This is a genomic window from Vibrio sp. 1580 (assembly GCF_033340055.1).
In genome coordinates, this window is sequence record NZ_JAWOVT010000021.1 from 1 (window position 1) to 18329 (window position 18329).

General features: G+C 45.7%; 15 protein-coding genes. 12 read left to right on the forward strand and 3 right to left on the reverse strand.

Going from position 1 to position 18329, the window contains the following annotated elements; translation table 11 throughout:
* Positions 1–695 precede the first annotated feature (695 nt).
* A complete protein-coding gene (queG, locus tag R7093_RS22120) occupies positions 696–1823 on the reverse strand; it encodes a tRNA epoxyqueuosine(34) reductase QueG (RefSeq protein WP_005381370.1) in 1128 nt (375 codons plus the stop codon).
* 276 nt (positions 1824–2099) lie between these two features.
* Between queG and tsaE the strand changes: the two genes are divergently transcribed.
* The 8 genes from tsaE (at position 2100) to hflC (ending at position 11247) form a co-directional block, all read left to right on the forward strand.
* A complete protein-coding gene (gene tsaE / locus R7093_RS22125; RefSeq protein ID WP_005381372.1) occupies positions 2100–2564 on the forward strand; it encodes a tRNA (adenosine(37)-N6)-threonylcarbamoyltransferase complex ATPase subunit type 1 TsaE in 465 nt (154 codons plus the stop codon).
* A complete protein-coding gene (locus R7093_RS22130; protein WP_005381374.1) occupies positions 2558–4267 on the forward strand; it encodes an N-acetylmuramoyl-L-alanine amidase in 1710 nt (569 codons plus the stop codon). Before tsaE ends, R7093_RS22130 begins: the two co-directional genes overlap by 7 nt.
* 18 nt (positions 4268–4285) lie before the next feature.
* The gene (gene mutL / locus R7093_RS22135; protein ID WP_005381376.1) at positions 4286–6298 is read left to right on the forward strand and encodes a DNA mismatch repair endonuclease MutL; all 2013 of its coding nucleotides are present in this window, start codon (positions 4286–4288) and stop codon (positions 6296–6298) included.
* On the forward strand, positions 6295–7227 hold the full coding sequence (gene miaA / locus R7093_RS22140) for a tRNA (adenosine(37)-N6)-dimethylallyltransferase MiaA (RefSeq protein ID WP_005381378.1): 933 nt from the start codon (positions 6295–6297) through the stop codon (positions 7225–7227). The genes mutL and miaA overlap by 4 nt, the downstream gene beginning before the upstream one ends.
* Before the next feature lie 194 nt (positions 7228–7421).
* A complete protein-coding gene (gene hfq, locus R7093_RS22145) occupies positions 7422–7685 on the forward strand; it encodes an RNA chaperone Hfq (protein WP_005381379.1) in 264 nt (87 codons plus the stop codon).
* 38 nt (positions 7686–7723) lie between these two features.
* Complete coding sequence (gene hflX, locus R7093_RS22150; protein ID WP_005381380.1) at positions 7724–9013, forward strand: ribosome rescue GTPase HflX; 1290 nt, start codon at positions 7724–7726, stop codon at positions 9011–9013.
* Positions 9014–9058: 45 nt separating this feature from the next.
* Positions 9059–10264 (forward strand): FtsH protease activity modulator HflK, encoded by a 1206-nt coding sequence (gene hflK / locus R7093_RS22155; protein WP_005381381.1) that lies wholly within the window; start codon positions 9059–9061, stop codon positions 10262–10264.
* Positions 10265–10266: 2 nt separating this feature from the next.
* Positions 10267–11247, forward strand: coding sequence for a protease modulator HflC (gene hflC, locus R7093_RS22160; protein ID WP_005381382.1), 981 nt, complete (start codon positions 10267–10269; stop codon positions 11245–11247).
* 63 nt (positions 11248–11310) lie between these two features.
* Here hflC and R7093_RS22165 read toward each other — a convergent pair whose 3' ends face one another.
* A complete protein-coding gene (locus tag R7093_RS22165) occupies positions 11311–11496 on the reverse strand; it encodes a DUF2065 domain-containing protein (RefSeq protein WP_005381383.1) in 186 nt (61 codons plus the stop codon).
* A 172-nt stretch (positions 11497–11668) separates the two neighbouring features.
* Here R7093_RS22165 and R7093_RS22170 point away from each other — a divergent pair, with 172 nt between their 5' ends.
* Positions 11669–12985: an adenylosuccinate synthase gene (locus R7093_RS22170; RefSeq protein ID WP_005381385.1), complete on the forward strand. Its 1317-nt coding sequence runs from the start codon at positions 11669–11671 to the stop codon at positions 12983–12985.
* 216 nt (positions 12986–13201) lie between these two features.
* Positions 13202–13837, forward strand: a complete 636-nt coding sequence (gene motX, locus R7093_RS22175; RefSeq protein ID WP_005381388.1) for a flagellar protein MotX — start codon at positions 13202–13204, stop codon at positions 13835–13837.
* 80 nt (positions 13838–13917) lie between these two features.
* On the opposite strand, the gene hmpA is transcribed toward motX, so the two are convergent.
* The gene (hmpA, locus tag R7093_RS22180) at positions 13918–15102 is read right to left on the reverse strand and encodes an NO-inducible flavohemoprotein (RefSeq protein WP_005381390.1); all 1185 of its coding nucleotides are present in this window, start codon (positions 15100–15102) and stop codon (positions 13918–13920) included.
* 157 nt (positions 15103–15259) lie between these two features.
* Between hmpA and nsrR the strand changes: the two genes are divergently transcribed.
* A complete protein-coding gene (gene nsrR / locus R7093_RS22185) occupies positions 15260–15685 on the forward strand; it encodes a nitric oxide-sensing transcriptional repressor NsrR (protein WP_005381392.1) in 426 nt (141 codons plus the stop codon).
* A gap of 115 nt (positions 15686–15800) precedes the next feature.
* Complete coding sequence (gene rnr / locus R7093_RS22190; RefSeq protein ID WP_318146809.1) at positions 15801–18308, forward strand: ribonuclease R; 2508 nt, start codon at positions 15801–15803, stop codon at positions 18306–18308.
* Positions 18309–18329: the final 21 nt, after the last annotated feature.

The following is an 18329-nucleotide window of genomic DNA, read 5'->3' on the forward strand; positions in this document are numbered from 1 at the left end:
GCGGGGTGGAGCAGCTTGGTAGCTCGTCGGGCTCATAACCCGAAGGTCGTCGGTTCAAATCCGGCCCCCGCAACCAAATACAAGACGATAGATTGAGTACTTATTTAGTATACAATTGTTAAGTCGTCTACGGATGCGCCGCTTGATTCAACGCCTGCTTCTCGCAACCAATCACATCGCTCTTTTCATAATGCTGCGAAGCATGAATCCCCAAAAGCTAAACTTTTATCCGCATCATATGATGTCGGACGATTTCGTTTGTGTTTAAAACACGATATGAATCGGCTGACGTACAGTATGATGAGGCTTCGCGTGTTTTATCTACTTTAATTAACAGAGTTATCCACATACGTCGTTCTGTGGATAAGTTGGTTGATAAAGTGTTTTTAGCTTGACTTTTTATGATGGGGAAGAAAGATCTTTTCTCTAAAATGAAGTTGAAACAACAAAGAAATACCAATTAAATCTTTGTTATATAAAGAAAAAATAAGTTTTTTGTCGGATCGAGTACGTTAAAATACGATCATTAACTGGTATTTTTTTGATCCTAGTCATTTCTCCGAGCTGTGTTTAACTTTTTTCTGTTAGCTTGTTTTTCTTGAATCTCAAATTTTTTTCCACATTACAAAATTGAGAACAAGGTCATGAATTGAACATGCAAAAGTACTTTCAATCTCTTGCATATAGACTACGCTCTATGCGTCTCTCGGCAGTCCCTTCTCGACTATCCTTATTAAGCGTTGCTTTTTCGTCTCTATAGATGAATTACTCTCAGTGGGGAGTTGATTCAGTTGCTCTGTCAAAGCCCATTTAATGTGCTCATCAAGTAATTTATTTTCACCTTGCCGACTTTCCAGCGCATCTATGATTCGCTGACTATATTCTGCATTACCAAGTGCGACAGCGATGTTACGTAGCCACTGTATATGACCAATACGACGGATAGCGGAGCCTTCCATATTTTTTAGAAAAGTCGCTTCATCCCAGTTAAACATGTCGACGAGGTCAGGGTTTTTGAAACTGTCACGACGGTGGAAATCATCTTGCTCCGTTATGTCGGCGTAGCGGTTCCATGGGCAAACCAATTGACAGTCGTCACAACCATAAATGCGGTTACCCATTGGCTTTCGAAACTCTTCAGGAATCACGCCATCGAACTCGATGGTGAGATAAGAGATACAACGCCTGGCATCGACAACTTTGTCTTCAACGATGGCTTGTGTTGGGCATGATGTAATGCATGCTTTGCATTTACCGCACTGATCAACGCTTGGCTCATCTACGGGTAGTGGTAAGTCGATAAGTAGTTCACCTAAAAAGAACCACGATCCACAGTCTTGATCTAAAATCAGGGAATGTTTCCCGGTCCAACCTAAGCCCGCTTTTTGGGCGAGAGGTCGCTCTAATATTGGCGCGGAATCAACGAAAGGTCGGTAACCATATTGACCAACCTCTTGTTCAATAAGTTTGCCGAGCTTATTTAGCTGCTTTCTGACGAGCTTGTGATAATCACGCCCTAGTGCGTAGCGGCTAATATAGGCATGACTTTTATTCGCGAGGTTTGAAGCGAATTGAGCCTCTGGTGGCAGATAGTCCATCCGGACGCTGATAACACGAACGGTTCCCGGGAGTAGCTCATGGGGTCTAGCACGCATCATGCCGTGACGAGCCATCCAATCCATTGAGCCGTGATAGCCTGCATCAAGCCATTTTTGTAGTGCTGCTTCATGTTCACTCAGATCAACGTCGCAGATCCCAACTTTTTGGAAGCCGAGTTCTTTTCCCCAAACTTTGATTTGTTGTGCGAGTTGTTCGTAGTTCATGTTAACCACCGGAATAAAGGGGGGCGGATCTTAACGGATCTCTGGCTTTGGTGCTACCCAGTTAGGTACGTTTTTGATGTTGTGAATACTGCTTATTGAAGTCATTTGCATATATTCTAAATCTAGGTCGATACTAAGATGATTAAGATACCGTTTATTGGATACTTTTTTCGCACATATGACATTTGAAAGCTTGTCTCTCAAAACCAACACGGTTTACTATTCCTGTTCTTTTGATTTTTATATAGTCAACGATCATTAGTTAGAGAAGCATCAATGAGCACGAAACAATTCAATTTAAAAGATGAGCATGAAACGGTTGCACTAGGCACCGCTCTGGCTCAGCTTTGTTCCCAGCAAACCACAATTTATCTGCATGGTGATTTGGGTGCAGGTAAAACAACCTTTAGTCGTGGTTTTGTCCGTGCTCTTGGTCATCAAGGTAACGTGAAAAGTCCAACTTATACTCTAGTCGAACCGTACCAGTTGGATCAGTGGCAAGTATATCACTTCGACCTTTATCGTCTTGCGGATCCTGAAGAGCTTGAGTTTATGGGGATTCGAGACTATTTCACAGACGATGCGATTTGCTTGGTTGAATGGCCTGAAAAAGGGCATGGCTTACTGCCACAACCGGATCTTGATGTAAACATTCGCTACCAAGGTGAGCAACGTGTAGCCGAACTAACAGCTAATAATGATTATGGTGTGCAGTTACTCAGTCGATTGGAGCTATGTTGAGTTTTTCAAATTTTAGAGTGGTGGCGACGTTTGTCGCCACTTTTCTCCTTCTCATCCCCAATTTAGCATTTGCTAACGTCGTTAAGAGTTTTCGAGTTTGGCCTTCACCTGATGAAACGCGTGTTGTCATCGATTTAGGCTCGGAAGCTGACTATTCCTATTTCTCTTTATCAGGGCCGGATCGCCTTGTCGTGGATTTAAAAAGCACGACGATGCAGGCCAAACTACCTGTTACTGTTACGGATAGCCCTGTTTTAAAACTGGTACGAAAAAGCTCGCCTCCAGAGAAGGGCACTTATCGTTTGGTGTTTGAACTAAAAAAGAGCGTTCAAGCGGAGTTATTTAAATTAAGCCCAACACCAGGTGGGCAGTATGGTCACCGCTTGGTGATTGATTTACCGCACGGTAAGAAGGCATCGACCTCTAAACCGAGTAAGCCAGCTGCGGCCAGCAAAGACATGAGCTCAGTTCAACGAGCTCAAGAAGTGTTAATTGTTATCGACCCTGGTCACGGTGGGGAAGACCCTGGCTCTATTGGCCCTTCACGTCGTAAGTACGAGAAAGATGCGGTATTGAGTATCTCAAGAAAAATTGCTGCTCAGCTCGATGCGACTCCTGGTATTAAAACGCGCATGACTCGTACGGGAGATTACTTTGTAAACTTAAACCGTCGTGTCGCGATTGCTCGTGAAAATGATGCACACTTACTGATCTCCATTCACGCTGATGCGTTTACCTCACCGAAGCCTCGCGGTGGTTCGGTCTTCGTACTAAATACTCGTCGTGCAAATACCGAAATTGCTCGTTGGGTCGAGAACCATGAGAAACAGTCTGAGTTATTGGGCGGCTCGGGTAATGCGTTCTTCACGAAGACAAAAGATCGTAATGTGAACCAAACTTTGCTGGACTTGCAGTTTAGTCACTCACAAAAAGAAGGCTATAAACTGGCAACAGAAATCCTAGGTGAGATGGGACGTGTTGCGCACCTGCATAACACCAAACCGATCAACACCAGCCTTGCGGTTTTACGCTCTCCACAGATTCCGTCTGTGCTAGTGGAAACGGGCTTTATTTCTAACCCAACAGAAGAGCGTTTACTGTTTCAACGAGCGCACCAAGATAAGTTAGCTCAGGCTATCACTAAGGCGGTCGTCAAGTACTTAAAAGATAACCCACCAGAGGGTACGGTGTTCTCGCCTTCAGCGAAGCCAATGGTACATATTGTAAAGCGTGGCGAGTCATTATCGGTGATCGCGAACAAATATGGGCTTAGCTCTAAAGCGCTGATGTCGGCAAACAACTTGAAGTCGACAGGCTTGGCAATTGGTCAGAAGCTCAACATTCCTTCTGCTGGTACGATTAAAGTGCCAAGTAAACCGATTACTGTTGAGACAGAAACCATTACGCACAAGGTTAAGTCTGGTGAGTTCTTAGGTAAGATTGCGAATCACTATAAAGTGAAGGTTTCAGATATCCGCCGAGAGAATAACTTGAAGTCAGATACGTTGTGGGTAGGGCAAAAGTTGAAGATAACGGTCGCGGTAAAAGATAAACCGATTCGTAAGCACAAGGTTTCTCGGGGTGAGTTCCTTGGCAAAATAGCGTCCAAATACGGCGTTAGCGTATCGAGCATTCGTAAAGCGAATAACTTACGCTCTGATCAGCTAGCGGTTGGGCAAGTCCTGATCATTCCAAACAAGTAGGTGAGCTTCTAACTCATTATGACGATTAAAATTTTGCCAGCCAGACTTGCAAACCAAATCGCCGCAGGGGAAGTGGTCGAAAGACCTGCTTCTGTGATTAAAGAGCTGGTTGAAAATAGTCTTGATTCTGGCGCAACTCGAATCGATATCGATATCGAGAAAGGAGGCGCAAAGCTGATTCGTGTTCGTGATAACGGAAAAGGTATCGCGAAAGATGAACTCGGCTTAGCGCTCAGTCGTCATGCGACATCTAAGATACATACCTTAGATGATCTCGAAGCCATTATGAGTCTAGGTTTTCGCGGTGAAGCGTTAGCCAGTATTAGCTCAGTCTCGCGTTTGACGCTCACGTCGCGTCCTGCGGCACAAGAAGAAGCCTGGAGTGCCTACTCCGAAGGGCGTGATATGCAGGTGAAGCTTAAGCCAGCAGCGCACCCGATTGGCACTACCGTTGAGGTGTTGGACTTATTTTTTAATACTCCAGCGCGTCGCAAGTTTCTTCGTACGGAGAAAACCGAATTTGCTCATATTGATGAGTTATTGAAACGCATTGCGTTAAGCCGCTTTGATGTCACCATCAATGTGCGTCATAACGGCAAGATCATCCGTCAATATCGCGCGGCGAAAAATCAGCTTCAAACCGAAAAGCGTATTGCTGCTGTCTGCGGTAATGCGTTTGTGCGGCATATGCTCAGAATCGAGCTTGAGCATCAAGGGTTAAAGCTACATGGGTGGATTACCACACCAGAGGGAGCAAGGCAGCAAAGCGATTTACAATATTGCTATGTGAATGGCCGAATGATGCGTGACAAATTAATCAATCACGCGATTCGTCAAAGCTATGAAATGAGCTTAAAGCCAGATCAGTTTGCTGCGTATGTGCTCTTTATTGAGCTAGATCCGCACCAAGTAGATGTGAATGTTCACCCTGCTAAGCATGAAGTGCGTTTCCACCAAGCTCGTTTGGTGCATGATTTCATCTATCAAGCTTTGACGGATGCACTTTCACAAAGCGCCGTGATTGATAAACCACAGGTGAATGAATCGGCATTTCATCGCGTGGAACCGACTGAATCCGAAGAGATTGAGCATTCGCCAGAGCCTGAAAAAGTACAAGAGCCAGCATCTTCACCAGTACCAGAGCGGGTTTATCAAGCGATAGAGAGTACACCGGCTTATCCTGGACGCAGTGATTATGAAGTGAAGCCTCGTAATAGCGGTCCTAGTGAAACCTCCGTGCGAGAGGCGCGCGTAGTGGAGTCATTCAAACGTAATGATTGGGTGGAATCCAAACCTGCACCAAAGCCAAGTCACAGTAAAGAGCGCCACGTAGAACCAGCGCCAACTAAACAAGAAGTACGCGCTTATCACGAGCTGTTGAAAACGCTAGAGTTTGAGGCTCAGGCAGTCACTCCAATAGCGCCCCAAACGATAACTTCGCACACATCAATGCCATCGATTACTGCATTAGGCAAAGCGCTGATGGTGGTCGATGAACAATTTGTTTTGATGAGCAGTGACAGTGGGGCGGCGTTAGTCTCGTTACCTAGAGCAGAATTTTATCGTGTAAAAGGCCAGCTTTCTCCAAGCGATGGTGCACTCAAGGCACAACCTCTGCTTGTTCCTCTATCTATTAAGTTAGAGGCCGAATTAGTGAGACTGGCCCAAGATTATCAACAAGATTTGGCATTGCTTGGTATTCAATTGAAAGCGAGAAACGAGCACGCCTTAATGGTGATGGGCGTCCCAGCTCCGCTGCGTCAACAAAACTTACAAAATTTAGTACCAGATCTGTTATCTTACGCGCAATCTTGTGTGAACGAAGGTATAGCAGCGGCTCAGATGCTGTCTGAGTTGATAGATTGGCTCGCATTACAGGTCACGACAGTGAAGAGTCACTATACTTTTTCTGAAGCCATTCAAATTATTGCGGAACTTGAACAGCTAAGACATGGTCAATTGCCATTAGAAGATACAAAATTCGTATCCGCTGTTGATTTCTCTGCCACGATAGCCAAATTAAAACCATGACAGATAAACTACCTTTGGCGCTATTTTTAATGGGGCCAACTGCATCAGGCAAAACTGAGCTGGCGATTCGTCTTCGTCAAAAATTTCCGATTGAGATCATCAGTGTTGATTCTGCTTTGATCTACAAAGGGATGGATATCGGTACGGCGAAACCGGATGAAAAAGAGTTAAGTTTGGCGCCTCATCGCTTGATAGATATTTTGGATCCAAGTGAATCTTACTCTGTCGCCGACTTTCGTCGAGATGCATTGAAAGCGATGGATGATATTGTTGCAGAAGGAAAAATTCCACTTCTTGTGGGTGGAACAATGCTGTATTACAAGGCGTTACTTGAAGGTTTATCACCACTTCCTGCTGCAAATCCTGAAATTCGTCAGCAAATTGAACAAGAGGCATTGACTAAAGGTTGGTCAGTGTTGCACGATGAACTCAAAGAGGTTGATCCTGTGTCAGCCGCGAGAATCCATCCCAATGATCCCCAACGTTTATCTCGGGCATTGGAAGTTTTTCGCATTTCAGGTAAAACTTTGACTGAATTGACTCAAACGAAAGGTGAAAGCCTACCATACCGAGTCAAGCAGTTTGCAATAGCTCCCAAGGATAGGGCAGAACTTCACCGTCGGATTGAACTCCGTTTCGAGAAGATGATGGAAGCGGGCTTTGAAGAAGAAATGAAAGCGTTACATTCGCGAAAAGATCTTCACCCCGATCTTCCTTCCATACGATGCGTCGGTTACCGACAGATGTGGGAGTATTTAGATGGGGAGTGTACACGTGACGAAGCGGTATTTCGTGGCGTATGCGCGACTCGTCAATTGGCCAAGCGTCAAATCACCTGGTTACGCAGCTGGGATGATTTAACTTGGTTGGATAGCGAGAACATTGAACAGGCATTAGAAACGATGTCGGAAGCAATAGCATCTGATTGACATAGCTGTGTATAATGTGATCGTTTTTGCGTGAACGCACTCTCAAAGGATCTGTTGTTGGCGGTTTTTATACTATGCTGCTAATTACTTAGAGTGCATTTTTGATTCGTTTAGCTCAGATGCAAAAGCCGTATCTTTTGCATTGCACCACTAGCTAAATAATTACAACTACAAATTAAATAAGGAAAATAAAAATGGCTAAGGGGCAATCTCTACAAGACCCATTTCTAAACGCGCTACGTCGTGAGCGTATCCCGGTATCTATCTACCTTGTGAATGGTATTAAACTACAAGGTCAGATCGAATCATTCGATCAATTTGTGATCCTGCTGAAGAATACTGTTAACCAAATGGTGTACAAGCACGCGATCTCAACAGTTGTGCCGGCTCGTCCAGTGAGCCATCACAGCGGTGAACGTCCACAAGGTGAGCGTCCACAAGAGAAATCTGAAGATTAATTCTTCATCGAGTATTTTTAAAATAAGGAGTTGATTGCTTGTTTGACCGTTATGAATCCGGTGAGCGAGCCGTACTTGTTCATATCAACTTCACGCAAGAAGGTGAATGGGAAGATCTGGCTGAGTTCGAAATGCTGGTTTCTTCTGCTGGGGTAGAGGCGCTACAAGTGGTAACTGGTAGTCGTCAATCCCCACACCCGAAATACTATGTCGGAGAGGGTAAGGCCCAAGAGATTGCTACAGCGGTACAATCAACTGGTGCCGAAATTGTGATTTTTAATCACGCCCTCTCTCCTGCCCAAGAACGTAACCTCGAAGCACTGTGCCAATGTCGAGTTCTCGACCGCACTGGTCTTATTCTCGATATCTTTGCTCAACGAGCTCGAACACACGAAGGTAAGCTACAGGTAGAGCTGGCTCAACTTCGTCATATCTCTACTCGTTTGATTCGTGGTTGGACACACCTTGAAAGGCAGAAAGGTGGTATCGGTTTACGTGGCCCGGGTGAAACCCAGCTGGAAACCGACCGTCGCTTATTGCGTGACAGAATCAAAGCCATCCTGCGACGCTTAGACAAAGTAGCGAAGCAGCGTGAACAAGGGCGCCGCGCCCGAAATCGAGCTGAAATCCCAACGGTTTCACTTGTGGGTTACACCAACGCGGGTAAGTCGACACTCTTCAACCGTATTACAGAAGCTGGCGTGTACGCGGCTGATCAATTATTTGCTACTTTGGACCCGACTTTACGTAAGATAGAGTTAGCAGATGTTGGTCCTGCCATCTTGGCAGACACGGTTGGTTTTATTCGACATTTGCCACACGACTTGGTTGCGGCCTTCAAGGCAACCTTGCAGGAAACGCAAGAAGCTGACATTTTGTTACATGTTGTTGATGCCAGTGATGAGCGTTTTCGTGAGAATATTCAAGCTGTTCATGAAGTACTAGAAGAGATCGACGCGCATGAAGTGCCGACTCTGGTTGTCATGAACAAAATCGACAATCTAGATTCGCAGAAACCACGTATAGAACGAGACGAGGAAGGCGTACCTCGCGCAGTTTGGGTTTCAGCAATGGATGGGTTGGGCATTGATGTCCTGTTTGAGGCGCTGACGGAACGTCTGGCGTCACAAATGGTCGAGCATCAGTTGCGAATTCCTCCACAGTATCAAGGACGATTCCGTAGTACCTTCTTCCAAATGAAGTGTATTCAACGTGAGGAATATGACCAGGATGGTAACTTGTTGATCGATATTCGAATGCAGCAAGTAGATTGGTCTAGACTTGAAAAAAGAGAAGGGGCAGTTTTGACTGGCTTTATAGTCACTTAAAGGACTGCTACAGTATAACGTCATATCAAATGATGGAGCTTTCTAATGGCGTGGAATGAGCCTGGAAATAACAACGGCAACAATGGCCGCGATAATGACCCTTGGGGTAATAATAATCGTGGTGGCCAGCGTCCTGGTGGCCGAGATCAAGGTCCGCCAGATTTAGATGAAGTGTTCAACAAACTGAGTCAAAAGCTGGGCGGCAAGTTTGGTAAAAAAGGCGGCGGTGGTTCTCCAATCGGCGGCGGTGGTGGTAGTGCAATTGGCTTTGGCGTGATTGCTCTGATTGCTGTTGCAGTTTGGTTCTTCGCTGGTTTTTACACCATCGGTGAAGCAGAGCGTGGTGTTGTACTGCGTTTAGGTAAATACGATCGTATCGTAGACCCAGGTCTTAACTGGCGTCCTCGCTTTATTGATGAGTACGAAGCGGTAAACGTACAAGCGATTCGTTCACTACGTGCATCTGGTCTAATGCTGACCAAAGATGAAAACGTTGTAACAGTTGCGATGGATGTGCAGTACCGAGTGACTGACCCATACAAATACTTGTACCGTGTAACCAATGCAGACGACAGCTTGCGTCAAGCAACGGATTCTGCACTACGTGCAGTAATTGGTGACTCATTGATGGATAGCATTCTAACCAGTGGTCGTCAGCAAATTCGTCAAACTACGCAAGAAACACTGAACCAAATCATTGATAGCTATGATATGGGTCTGGTACTTGTTGATGTGAACTTCCAGTCTGCTCGTCCACCAGAGCAAGTGAAAGATGCGTTTGATGATGCAATCGCAGCACGTGAGGATGAAGAGCGTTTCATTCGTGAAGCTGAAGCATACAAGAACGAAATCTTGCCTAAGGCAACGGGTCGAGCAGAGCGTTTGAAGAAAGAAGCACAAGGTTACAATGAGCGTGTCACTAACGAGGCTCTTGGTCAGGTAGCACAGTTCGAAAAACTATTACCAGAATACCAAGCAGCGCCTGGTGTAACGCGTGATCGTCTGTACATTGACGCAATGGAAGAGGTGTACTCAAGTACTTCGAAAGTGTTGATTGACTCGGAATCAAGCGGCAATCTTCTTTACCTTCCAATTGATAAGTTGGCGGGACAAGAGGGCAAAGCAGATACCAAACGTAAATCGAAGTCATCTTCAACCTATGATCAAATTCAACTTGAGTCTGATCGTACACAAGAAGACACTTCGAACTCGCAGTCTCGTTCAACAGGTTCACGTCAAGGGAGATACTAAGAATGCGTAAGTTAATGATCCCTGTACTGGTAATCGCACTGGCATTAATGTTGATGTCTTTGTTTGTGATTCCTGAAGGTGAGCGCGGTATCGTGGTTCGATTTGGTCGTGTCTTGAAAGACAACAACGACATCACTCGAATTTACGAGCCTGGTCTGCATTTCAAGATGCCTTTGTTTGACCGTGTGAAACAACTTGATGCACGTATCCAAACAATGGATGGCCGTGCAGACCGTTTCGTAACGTCTGAGAAAAAAGACGTTATCATTGATACCTACGTGAAGTGGCGTATTGAAGATTTTGGTCGCTACTACCTCGCGACAGGCGGTGGTAACTCGCTAACGGCAGAGGCACTACTTGAGCGTAAAGTGACGGACGTGCTTCGTTCTGAAATCGGTGCTCGTGAAATCAAACAGATCGTATCTGGTCCACGTAACGATGATGTGCTACCAGAAGACGCAAGTGCCGATGTTGTCGCAACTGAAGCGGCTCGTGAGGCGCTTGAGATTGATGGTGAACGCGACCTAATCATGTCTGAAGTATTGAAAGACACGCGTGAAAGCGCAATGAAAGACTTGGGTGTTCGTGTCGTTGATTTCCGAATGAAGAAAATCAACCTGCCTGATGAAATCAGTGAGTCTATCTACCGTCGTATGCGTGCGGAGCGTGAGTCCGTTGCTCGTAAGCACCGTTCTCAAGGTCGTGAAAAAGCGGAAGTTATTCGTGCTCAAGCAGAACTAGAAGTAGCAACTATTCTAGCTGAAGCTGATAAAACTGCGCGTGTGACACGAGGTGAGGCGGATGCTGAAGCTGCGAAGATTTATGCTGAAGCGTACAACAAAGACCCTGAGTTCTTTAGCTTCCTACGCTCGCTACGTGCGTATGAGAAGTCCTTCAGCTCTAAGAGCGATATTCTGGTGCTTGATCCGAAGAGTGAGTTCTTCCAATACATGAACCAGTCGAAGGGCAGCATGGAGAAATAATCTCCGCTTCTCATTGAAATAAAAGGCTCCTTAGGGAGCCTTTTTTGTATCTGATGCTAAGTGCTAGCTCATCATGATGGCGATGACGGCTCCAGCAACTACTAGGCAGCCACCGATGCGTCGTAGCTGATTGTTGGGTTGTTCACTTAATTGAGCCACCATATTCCGCCAACCGTTAGGAGCAATCAGTGGCCCAATGCCTTCCACGATCAAGACGAGCCCAATCGCCAACCATATGGATTCAGACATAGCGCTTTCCAGTCGAATAGAGAAAGCTAAATACTATCAGTGATATGCTGATTTCAAAATGAACAAAGCGGCAAGATGACATTCTGGTAGCAACTCTGTGAACAAAAAATGACTGCAAGAAGCGTGATTCGGTGCTAGAATCCATTTTTAACTAGCAATCAGACTTGGAAAGATGGGAAATAACGTAGTCGTTCTAGGCACCCAATGGGGTGACGAAGGTAAAGGTAAAATCGTAGACCTTTTAACTGAAGATGCAAAATACGTGGTACGCTACCAAGGCGGTCACAACGCAGGTCACACTCTCGTAATTGACGGTGAAAAAACCGTTCTTCACTTAATTCCATCAGGTATCCTTCGCGATAACGTAAAATGTGTTATCGGTAACGGTGTTGTACTATCACCTGAAGCTCTACTTAAAGAAATGAAGCCTCTTGAAGAGCGCGGTATTCCAGTACGCGAGCGTCTTTTCATTTCTGAAGCATGTCCGCTAATTCTTCCTTACCACGTTGCAATGGACCAAGCTCGCGAAATCGCTCGCGGTAAAAAAGCTATCGGTACTACTGGTCGTGGTATCGGTCCAGCATACGAAGATAAAGTTGCTCGTCGCGGTCTACGCGTTGGCGACCTATTCGATATGGCGACTTTCGCAGAGAAGCTAAAAGAAGTCATGGAGTTCCATAACTTCCAACTAGTTAACTTCTACAAAGCGGAACCAGTAAGCTACGAAGAAGTACTTGAGCAAGCGAAAGGCTACGCTGAACTACTAACGTCAATGGTTATCGACGTAACTGACGAACTAGACGCAGCACGTAAGCGCGGCGACAAGATCATGTTCGAAGGTGCACAAGGTACACTACTTGATATCGACCACGGTACTTACCCGTACGTAACGTCTTCTAACACGACTGCTGGTGGTGTTGCTGCAGGTTCTGGTTTTGGTCCTCGTCACATCGGTTACATCTTGGGTATCGCAAAAGCGTACTGTACTCGCGTTGGTGCTGGTCCATTCCCGACTGAACTATACGACGGTTTAGATAAGCAAGATCCAATTGGTAAGCACTTAGGTGAAGTTGGCCACGAGTTCGGTGCGACAACTGGTCGTCTACGTCGTACAGGTTGGTTCGATGCTGTTGCTATGCGTCGTGCAATCCAAATCAACTCTGTATCTGGTTTCTGTCTAACTAAACTAGACGTACTAGATGGTCTAGAAGAGCTAAAAATCTGTACTGGTTACAAGATGGAAGATGGCTCTGTGCTAGAAGTTTCTCCGATGGCTGCTGAAGCATTCGAAAAAGCAACGCCAATCTACGAAACAATGCCTGGTTGGTCTGAGAACACATTTGGTGCTAAGTCACTAGATGCTCTACCACAAGCCGCTCTTGACTACATCAAGCGTATTGAAGAGCTAACTGGCGTTCCAGTAGACATCATCTCTACAGGTCCTGACCGTAACGAAACTATCATCAAAGTTCACCCATTCGAAGCTTAATTGATAGCCGTTAAAGATTGCAAAAGCCGACCTTCTGGTCGGCTTTTTTGTATCTGAACAAAAACAGCGTGACTCTCATATGGCAAGCTTTTGCCGCTGAGCCTAAATCAGAGGCAAAAATTGTCTAAAGCTTAGCTGTTTTTTGCCGATAAGGTTATCAAGCAGAGGAGATCCTTCACCGATCTTTGGTTTCTTAGATACCTTAAGGGTACGTTTATGAAGTTACGAACAGTGGCTGCTTCACTGTTGTTGACCTTGGTTGCTACCACAGTGAAAGCCAATGTTGCTGATGTGGGGGCACCAGTTCCGATCTATACCGAAGCAGAGCTGATAAAGCTTATTGAGCAAAATAAGCACTTACAACGTGTGCGCGCTGATAACTGCCAGCTGGTGGAGGATATCGTAGCTCGTGCGACTCGAATTAACTTACCCGCTTATGAATTTCTGTACGGAGATATGTTGGCTTGGGGGGTGTGTGTCGAGCAAGATGTCGAACTGGGTCTTTACTACATCGAAAATGCAGCGCATCAGGGGTTACCAGCTGCACTAGAGCAGATTGGCCGATACTATTCGCGTGGCACTTTAGTACAGCAAGATAAAGAACGTGCAATTCCATATTTGCGAGAAGCTGCGTCAATGGGAAACCTAAACGCGCGTATTCATCTGGCCGAGTTGCTTTTACGTGATTATGGCAGTCCACTCGATTACGAAGATGCGTATCGTTGGTTATATAACTCTGTCACAGCAGATAAGCGGCAGCATAAGCGCATAACTGTATTGAGAAACGGCCTTGAACAGCGCATGCCACAAAACGTTATTGCTCGAGCTAAACGGCGAGACACCTTTTGGTAACGCTTCAATATTGCAAACAACTTCATACAACAAAGCCCACGTCACGTGGGCTTTGTTGTTTTCCCGATAGTTGGTAGCGCTTAAACCACTTTGTGTGGACCGAAGCATTCGTAATGGAATTGCTCTTCTGGTACGCCAAGTTCTAATAGCTGTTTCGCTACGTGCTGCATAAATCCTACAGGACCACAGAAGTATACCTGCACGTTATCTTGCTTTAATGCAGCTTCAATTTCATACAGATTGACAAAGCCCGTGAAGTGGAAGTCTTCGCCTAGCTTGTCTTCTGCCGTTGGTTGGTTATACCAAACGAGCGCGTTCATATTTTCTTTTTCTGCAACGAGTTGGTTTACGTGTTGCTTGAAAGCATGCTGTTGGCCATTTTCTGTTGCATGAACCCAAGTTACAGGTGCTTGATGTGCTGAGAGACTTTCTAGCATTGACAGCGTTGGAGTAAGTCCCACACCAGCAGAAATTAGAACAACGGGTGTTTGTGGTTCGGCATCCATAAAGAAATCACCGGCAGGGGCCGCAAGCTGCACTTTTTCGCCAATGTTCAGGCTATCGTGCAGGTAGTTCGACACTTTTCCGCCTTCTTCACGTTTTACTGAGATACGGTAGGTGTTCTCTTGGACCGCAGAAGACAGGCTATATTGGCGAATTTCTTGGTTTTCTAACTGGTCACTGTTGATGTAGATACCAAGGTATTGTCCCGGTTTATACGGCGCCACTTTTTGGCCATCGGTTGGCTTGAACACAAAGCTGCAAATGTGTTCGCTCTCAATCTTTTTATCGACTAATTCAAATTCGCGTAGACCGCGCCAGCCGCCTTCCAAAGCTTCATTTTGTTGGTAAATTTGTTCTTCGCGCTGAATAAATACATTCGCAAGTACGCCGTAAGCCTCAGCCCAAGCATCCAACACTTCTTGACCTGGATTAAAAAGCTCATCGATTGTCGCAAGTAAATGCTTACCAACGATTTGGTACTGATCTTCTGTGATCAAAAAGCTCGTGTGCTTATGCGCAATTTTCTCTACTGCGCCAAGCAGAGCTGGCAAATTTTCAATATTGGCAGCATAGGCACAGATAGCGTTGAATAATGCTTCACGCTGATCGCCGTTACGCTGGTTACTCATGTTAAAAATATCTTTCAACTCAGGGTTATGAGTAAACATACGCTCGTAAAAGTGCGCGGTCAGTTTTGGTCCTGTTTCGGCGATGAGTGGTGCGGTCGCTTTGACGATCTCGATAGTTTGATTGCTGAGCATAAGGGCTTCCTACTTTAAGTTGTATTTATAATGCATGTTTAAAGTTGTATCTCAAATGTATCTTTCGATCAAGAAAAGATTTACACTTTTATCGATAGCTCAAGTTTGGGGTTTTAGCATCACCAGCGGGTTATTGAGTCGCACTTTGGGAGAGAATATGCAGTTAACTAGTTTCACTGATTATGCGTTGAGAACCTTAATTTTCTTGGCTTCGTTGCCGGAAGATGAGTTAACCAGCATTACCGAAGTGACGGATTTATTTGGTGTGTCGCGCAACCATATGGTTAAAGTTATCAATCGGTTAGGGCAGTTGGGTTATGTCCATACCGTGCGCGGAAAAAACGGTGGTATCCGGCTGATGAAGCCGGCGTCTGAAATCACAGTCGGTGGTGTTGTGCGCGATTTAGAGCCGTTAGATTTAGTCAACTGTGGTGTGGATTTTTGCCATATTACCCCTGCTTGCCGCCTCAAAGATAAATTGGCGAAAGCAAAAAGTGCCTTTCTGGCGGAGTTGGATGACTGCACGATTGAATCCTTGCTCAGTGACAATTCTGAACTTTTGATCTTGCTGGCTCGTCCTTAACTCATTTGCATGCCTAGAGTCGATCTCGATCATTCTTTTTTCAAAGCAATTCTGTAGCTTATCGAGAGACTCAGATATACTAGCCATATACCTTCCTTGCTAGATAGGCGTGCCTATGTCAGACAATATTCCAAACGATCCTTTTGCAGATCGTGAATCCAAAAATTACGAAAATCCAATTCCAAGCCGAGAGTTTATCATCGAGTTTCTAGAGCAAGCGGGCGTTCCAATGAATCGTAACGACTTGTTTGAGGCACTAAAGCTTGAGGGCGAAGAGCAATACGAAGGGTTGCGTCGTCGGCTACGTGCGATGGAGCGAGATGGCCAACTGGTGTTTACCCGCCGTCAGTGCTATGCATTGCCTGAAAAACTTGAAATGGTGAAAGGTTACGTGATTGGTCATCGTGATGGCCATGGTTGGGTACGTCCAGAAGGCAGCGTCGGCAAGGATGATGATATTCTGTTACCGCACCATCAGATGAAGAACATCATCCACGGTGATTTTGTCTTAGTGCAACCGACAGACAACAGCAAGCGCGGCCGCCGTGAAGGACGTTTGGTGCGTGTGCTAGAGGAGCGCAATGATCAAATCGTTGGTCGTTTCTTCCTTGAATATGGATACTCCTATGTTGTCCCAGATGACTCGCGTATCAGCCAAGATATCCTGATCCCAAATGAGCACAAAGCGGGTGCACGCATGGGTAACGTAGTCGTAATTGAAATTACTGATCGTGGCTCACGCTCACGCGGCATGATGGGTAAAGTGGTTGAAGTCCTTGGTGAAAACATGGCACCAGGTATGGAAACACAAATTGCGATTCGTACACACCAAATCCCTCACGAATGGCCAGAAGCCGTCGATAAACAAATCGAAAACTTAGGCGAAGAAGTACCAGAAGAAGCGAAAGTTGGTCGTGTGGATCTACGTGATTTGCCACTAGTGACCATTGACGGCGAAGACGCACGAGACTTTGATGATGCCGTTTACTGTGAAAAGAACAAAGAAGGTGGTTGGCGTTTATGGGTAGCGATTGCTGACGTCAGTTACTACGTTCGTCCTGACTCTGCGTTGGACAAAGAAGCGATCAATCGTGGTAACTCAGTATATTTCCCGTCGCAAGTTGTGCCGATGTTGCCAGAAGTACTATCGAACGGCCTATGTTCGCTCAACCCGCAAATAGATCGCTTGTGTATGGTGTGCGAAATGACCATTTCTGATACCGGTAAGCTGTCTGGTTACAAGCATTACGAGGCGGTGATGAACTCGCACGCTCGTCTCACATATAGCAAAGTGAGCGCGATTCTAGAAGGGGATGAAGAACTACGTGAGCGCTACCAGCCGCTTGTTTCTCATCTAGAAGAGTTGCACAAGATGTACAAAGTGCTGAAAGAAGCACGAGATCAACGCGGTGCAATCGAATTTGAAACCGTTGAAACCAAATTTATTTTCAATGCGGAACGTAAAATCGAAAGCATTGAGCCAGTAATTCGTAATGACGCGCATAAGATCATCGAAGAATGTATGATTTTAGCCAACATTGCTTCGGCATCGCTGGTAGAAAAAACGAAAGAGCCCGCGCTTTATCGTATCCACGAATCTCCAGGTGAATTACGTCTGCAAGGTTTCCGTGACTTCTTAAGTGAACTTGGTCTTGAGCTAAAAGGTGGTTTAGAGCCTTCACCAACGGACTATGCTGATCTCGCACGTCAAATCTCCGGGCGTCAAGATCAAGAGTTGATTCAGACCATGCTGCTACGCTCAATGAAGCAAGCGGTATACAACGCAGATAACGCGGGGCACTTTGGGTTGGCATTGAAACGCTATGCACACTTTACGTCGCCAATTCGTCGTTACCCTGACTTGTTACTTCACCGTGCAATCAAGTATCTGATTGCTAAAGAAGAAGGTCGTAATCAAGATCGCTGGACACCAACAGGTGGCTATCATTACTCGTTTGACGACATGGATTTTTACGGCGAACAATGTTCGATGACAGAGCGCCGTGCTGATGATGCAACACGTGATGTTGCGGATTGGCTGAAGTGTGAATATATGCAAGACCACGTCGGTGACGAACTAGACGGTGTTATTGCTAATGTCACTAGCTTTGGCTTCTTTGTACGTTTAACGGATTTGCACATCGATGGTTTGGTACATATTTCTACCCTTGCGAACGACTACTATCAATTTGACCCGATTGGTCAACGACTTATTGGTGAAAGTTTCGGTAACATCTACCGCTTAGGTGATGCAGTAAAAGTAAAAGTACTGGCTGTTAACCTCGATGATAAGCAAATTGACTTTGAATTGGTCGAAACAAGTCGTAAGCTACGCGGCGAAGGTAAGACTGCGAAGAAACGCGCAGCGGAAGCAAAACGCAAAGCGAAAGATAAAAAACGCGCTGCGACTCGCTCTTCATCGAAGGAAGGTGGCGCGGCTCGTGCAGTTCCTGCGATAGAGCCAACTAAACGCCCAGAAGAAACGGGCGCAACGAGTAAGCGTAATGGCCCAAAACGTGGTGACGCTGAAGGCAACGAGAAGCCTAAAGTGAAAAAAGCACGTAAAAAGAAGCCGCACAGTAAGCCGAAGAAAACCAAGCGCACTAAAAAAGAAGCGCAGTAGGTTGAAGCGCCAACTTAGTTC

Bases quoted from the DNA above. Each gene is read 5' to 3' on its own strand.
- queG (WP_005381370.1), bottom strand. From the start codon at position 1,823: ATGAACTACGAACAACTCGCACAACAAATCAAAGTTTGGGGAAAAGAA.
- tsaE (WP_005381372.1), top strand. From the start codon at position 2,100: ATGAGCACGAAACAATTCAATTTAAAAGATGAGCATGAAACGGTTGCA.
- R7093_RS22130 (WP_005381374.1), top strand. From the start codon at position 2,558: ATGTTGAGTTTTTCAAATTTTAGAGTGGTGGCGACGTTTGTCGCCACT.
- mutL (WP_005381376.1), top strand. From the start codon at position 4,286: ATGACGATTAAAATTTTGCCAGCCAGACTTGCAAACCAAATCGCCGCA.
- miaA (WP_005381378.1), top strand. From the start codon at position 6,295: ATGACAGATAAACTACCTTTGGCGCTATTTTTAATGGGGCCAACTGCA.
- hfq (WP_005381379.1), top strand. From the start codon at position 7,422: ATGGCTAAGGGGCAATCTCTACAAGACCCATTTCTAAACGCGCTACGT.
- hflK (WP_005381381.1), top strand. From the start codon at position 9,059: ATGGCGTGGAATGAGCCTGGAAATAACAACGGCAACAATGGCCGCGAT.
- hflC (WP_005381382.1), top strand. From the start codon at position 10,267: ATGCGTAAGTTAATGATCCCTGTACTGGTAATCGCACTGGCATTAATG.
- R7093_RS22165 (WP_005381383.1), bottom strand. From the start codon at position 11,496: ATGTCTGAATCCATATGGTTGGCGATTGGGCTCGTCTTGATCGTGGAA.
- R7093_RS22170 (WP_005381385.1), top strand. From the start codon at position 11,669: ATGGGAAATAACGTAGTCGTTCTAGGCACCCAATGGGGTGACGAAGGT.
- motX (WP_005381388.1), top strand. From the start codon at position 13,202: ATGAAGTTACGAACAGTGGCTGCTTCACTGTTGTTGACCTTGGTTGCT.
- hmpA (WP_005381390.1), bottom strand. From the start codon at position 15,102: ATGCTCAGCAATCAAACTATCGAGATCGTCAAAGCGACCGCACCACTC.
- nsrR (WP_005381392.1), top strand. From the start codon at position 15,260: ATGCAGTTAACTAGTTTCACTGATTATGCGTTGAGAACCTTAATTTTC.
- rnr (WP_318146809.1), top strand. From the start codon at position 15,801: ATGTCAGACAATATTCCAAACGATCCTTTTGCAGATCGTGAATCCAAA.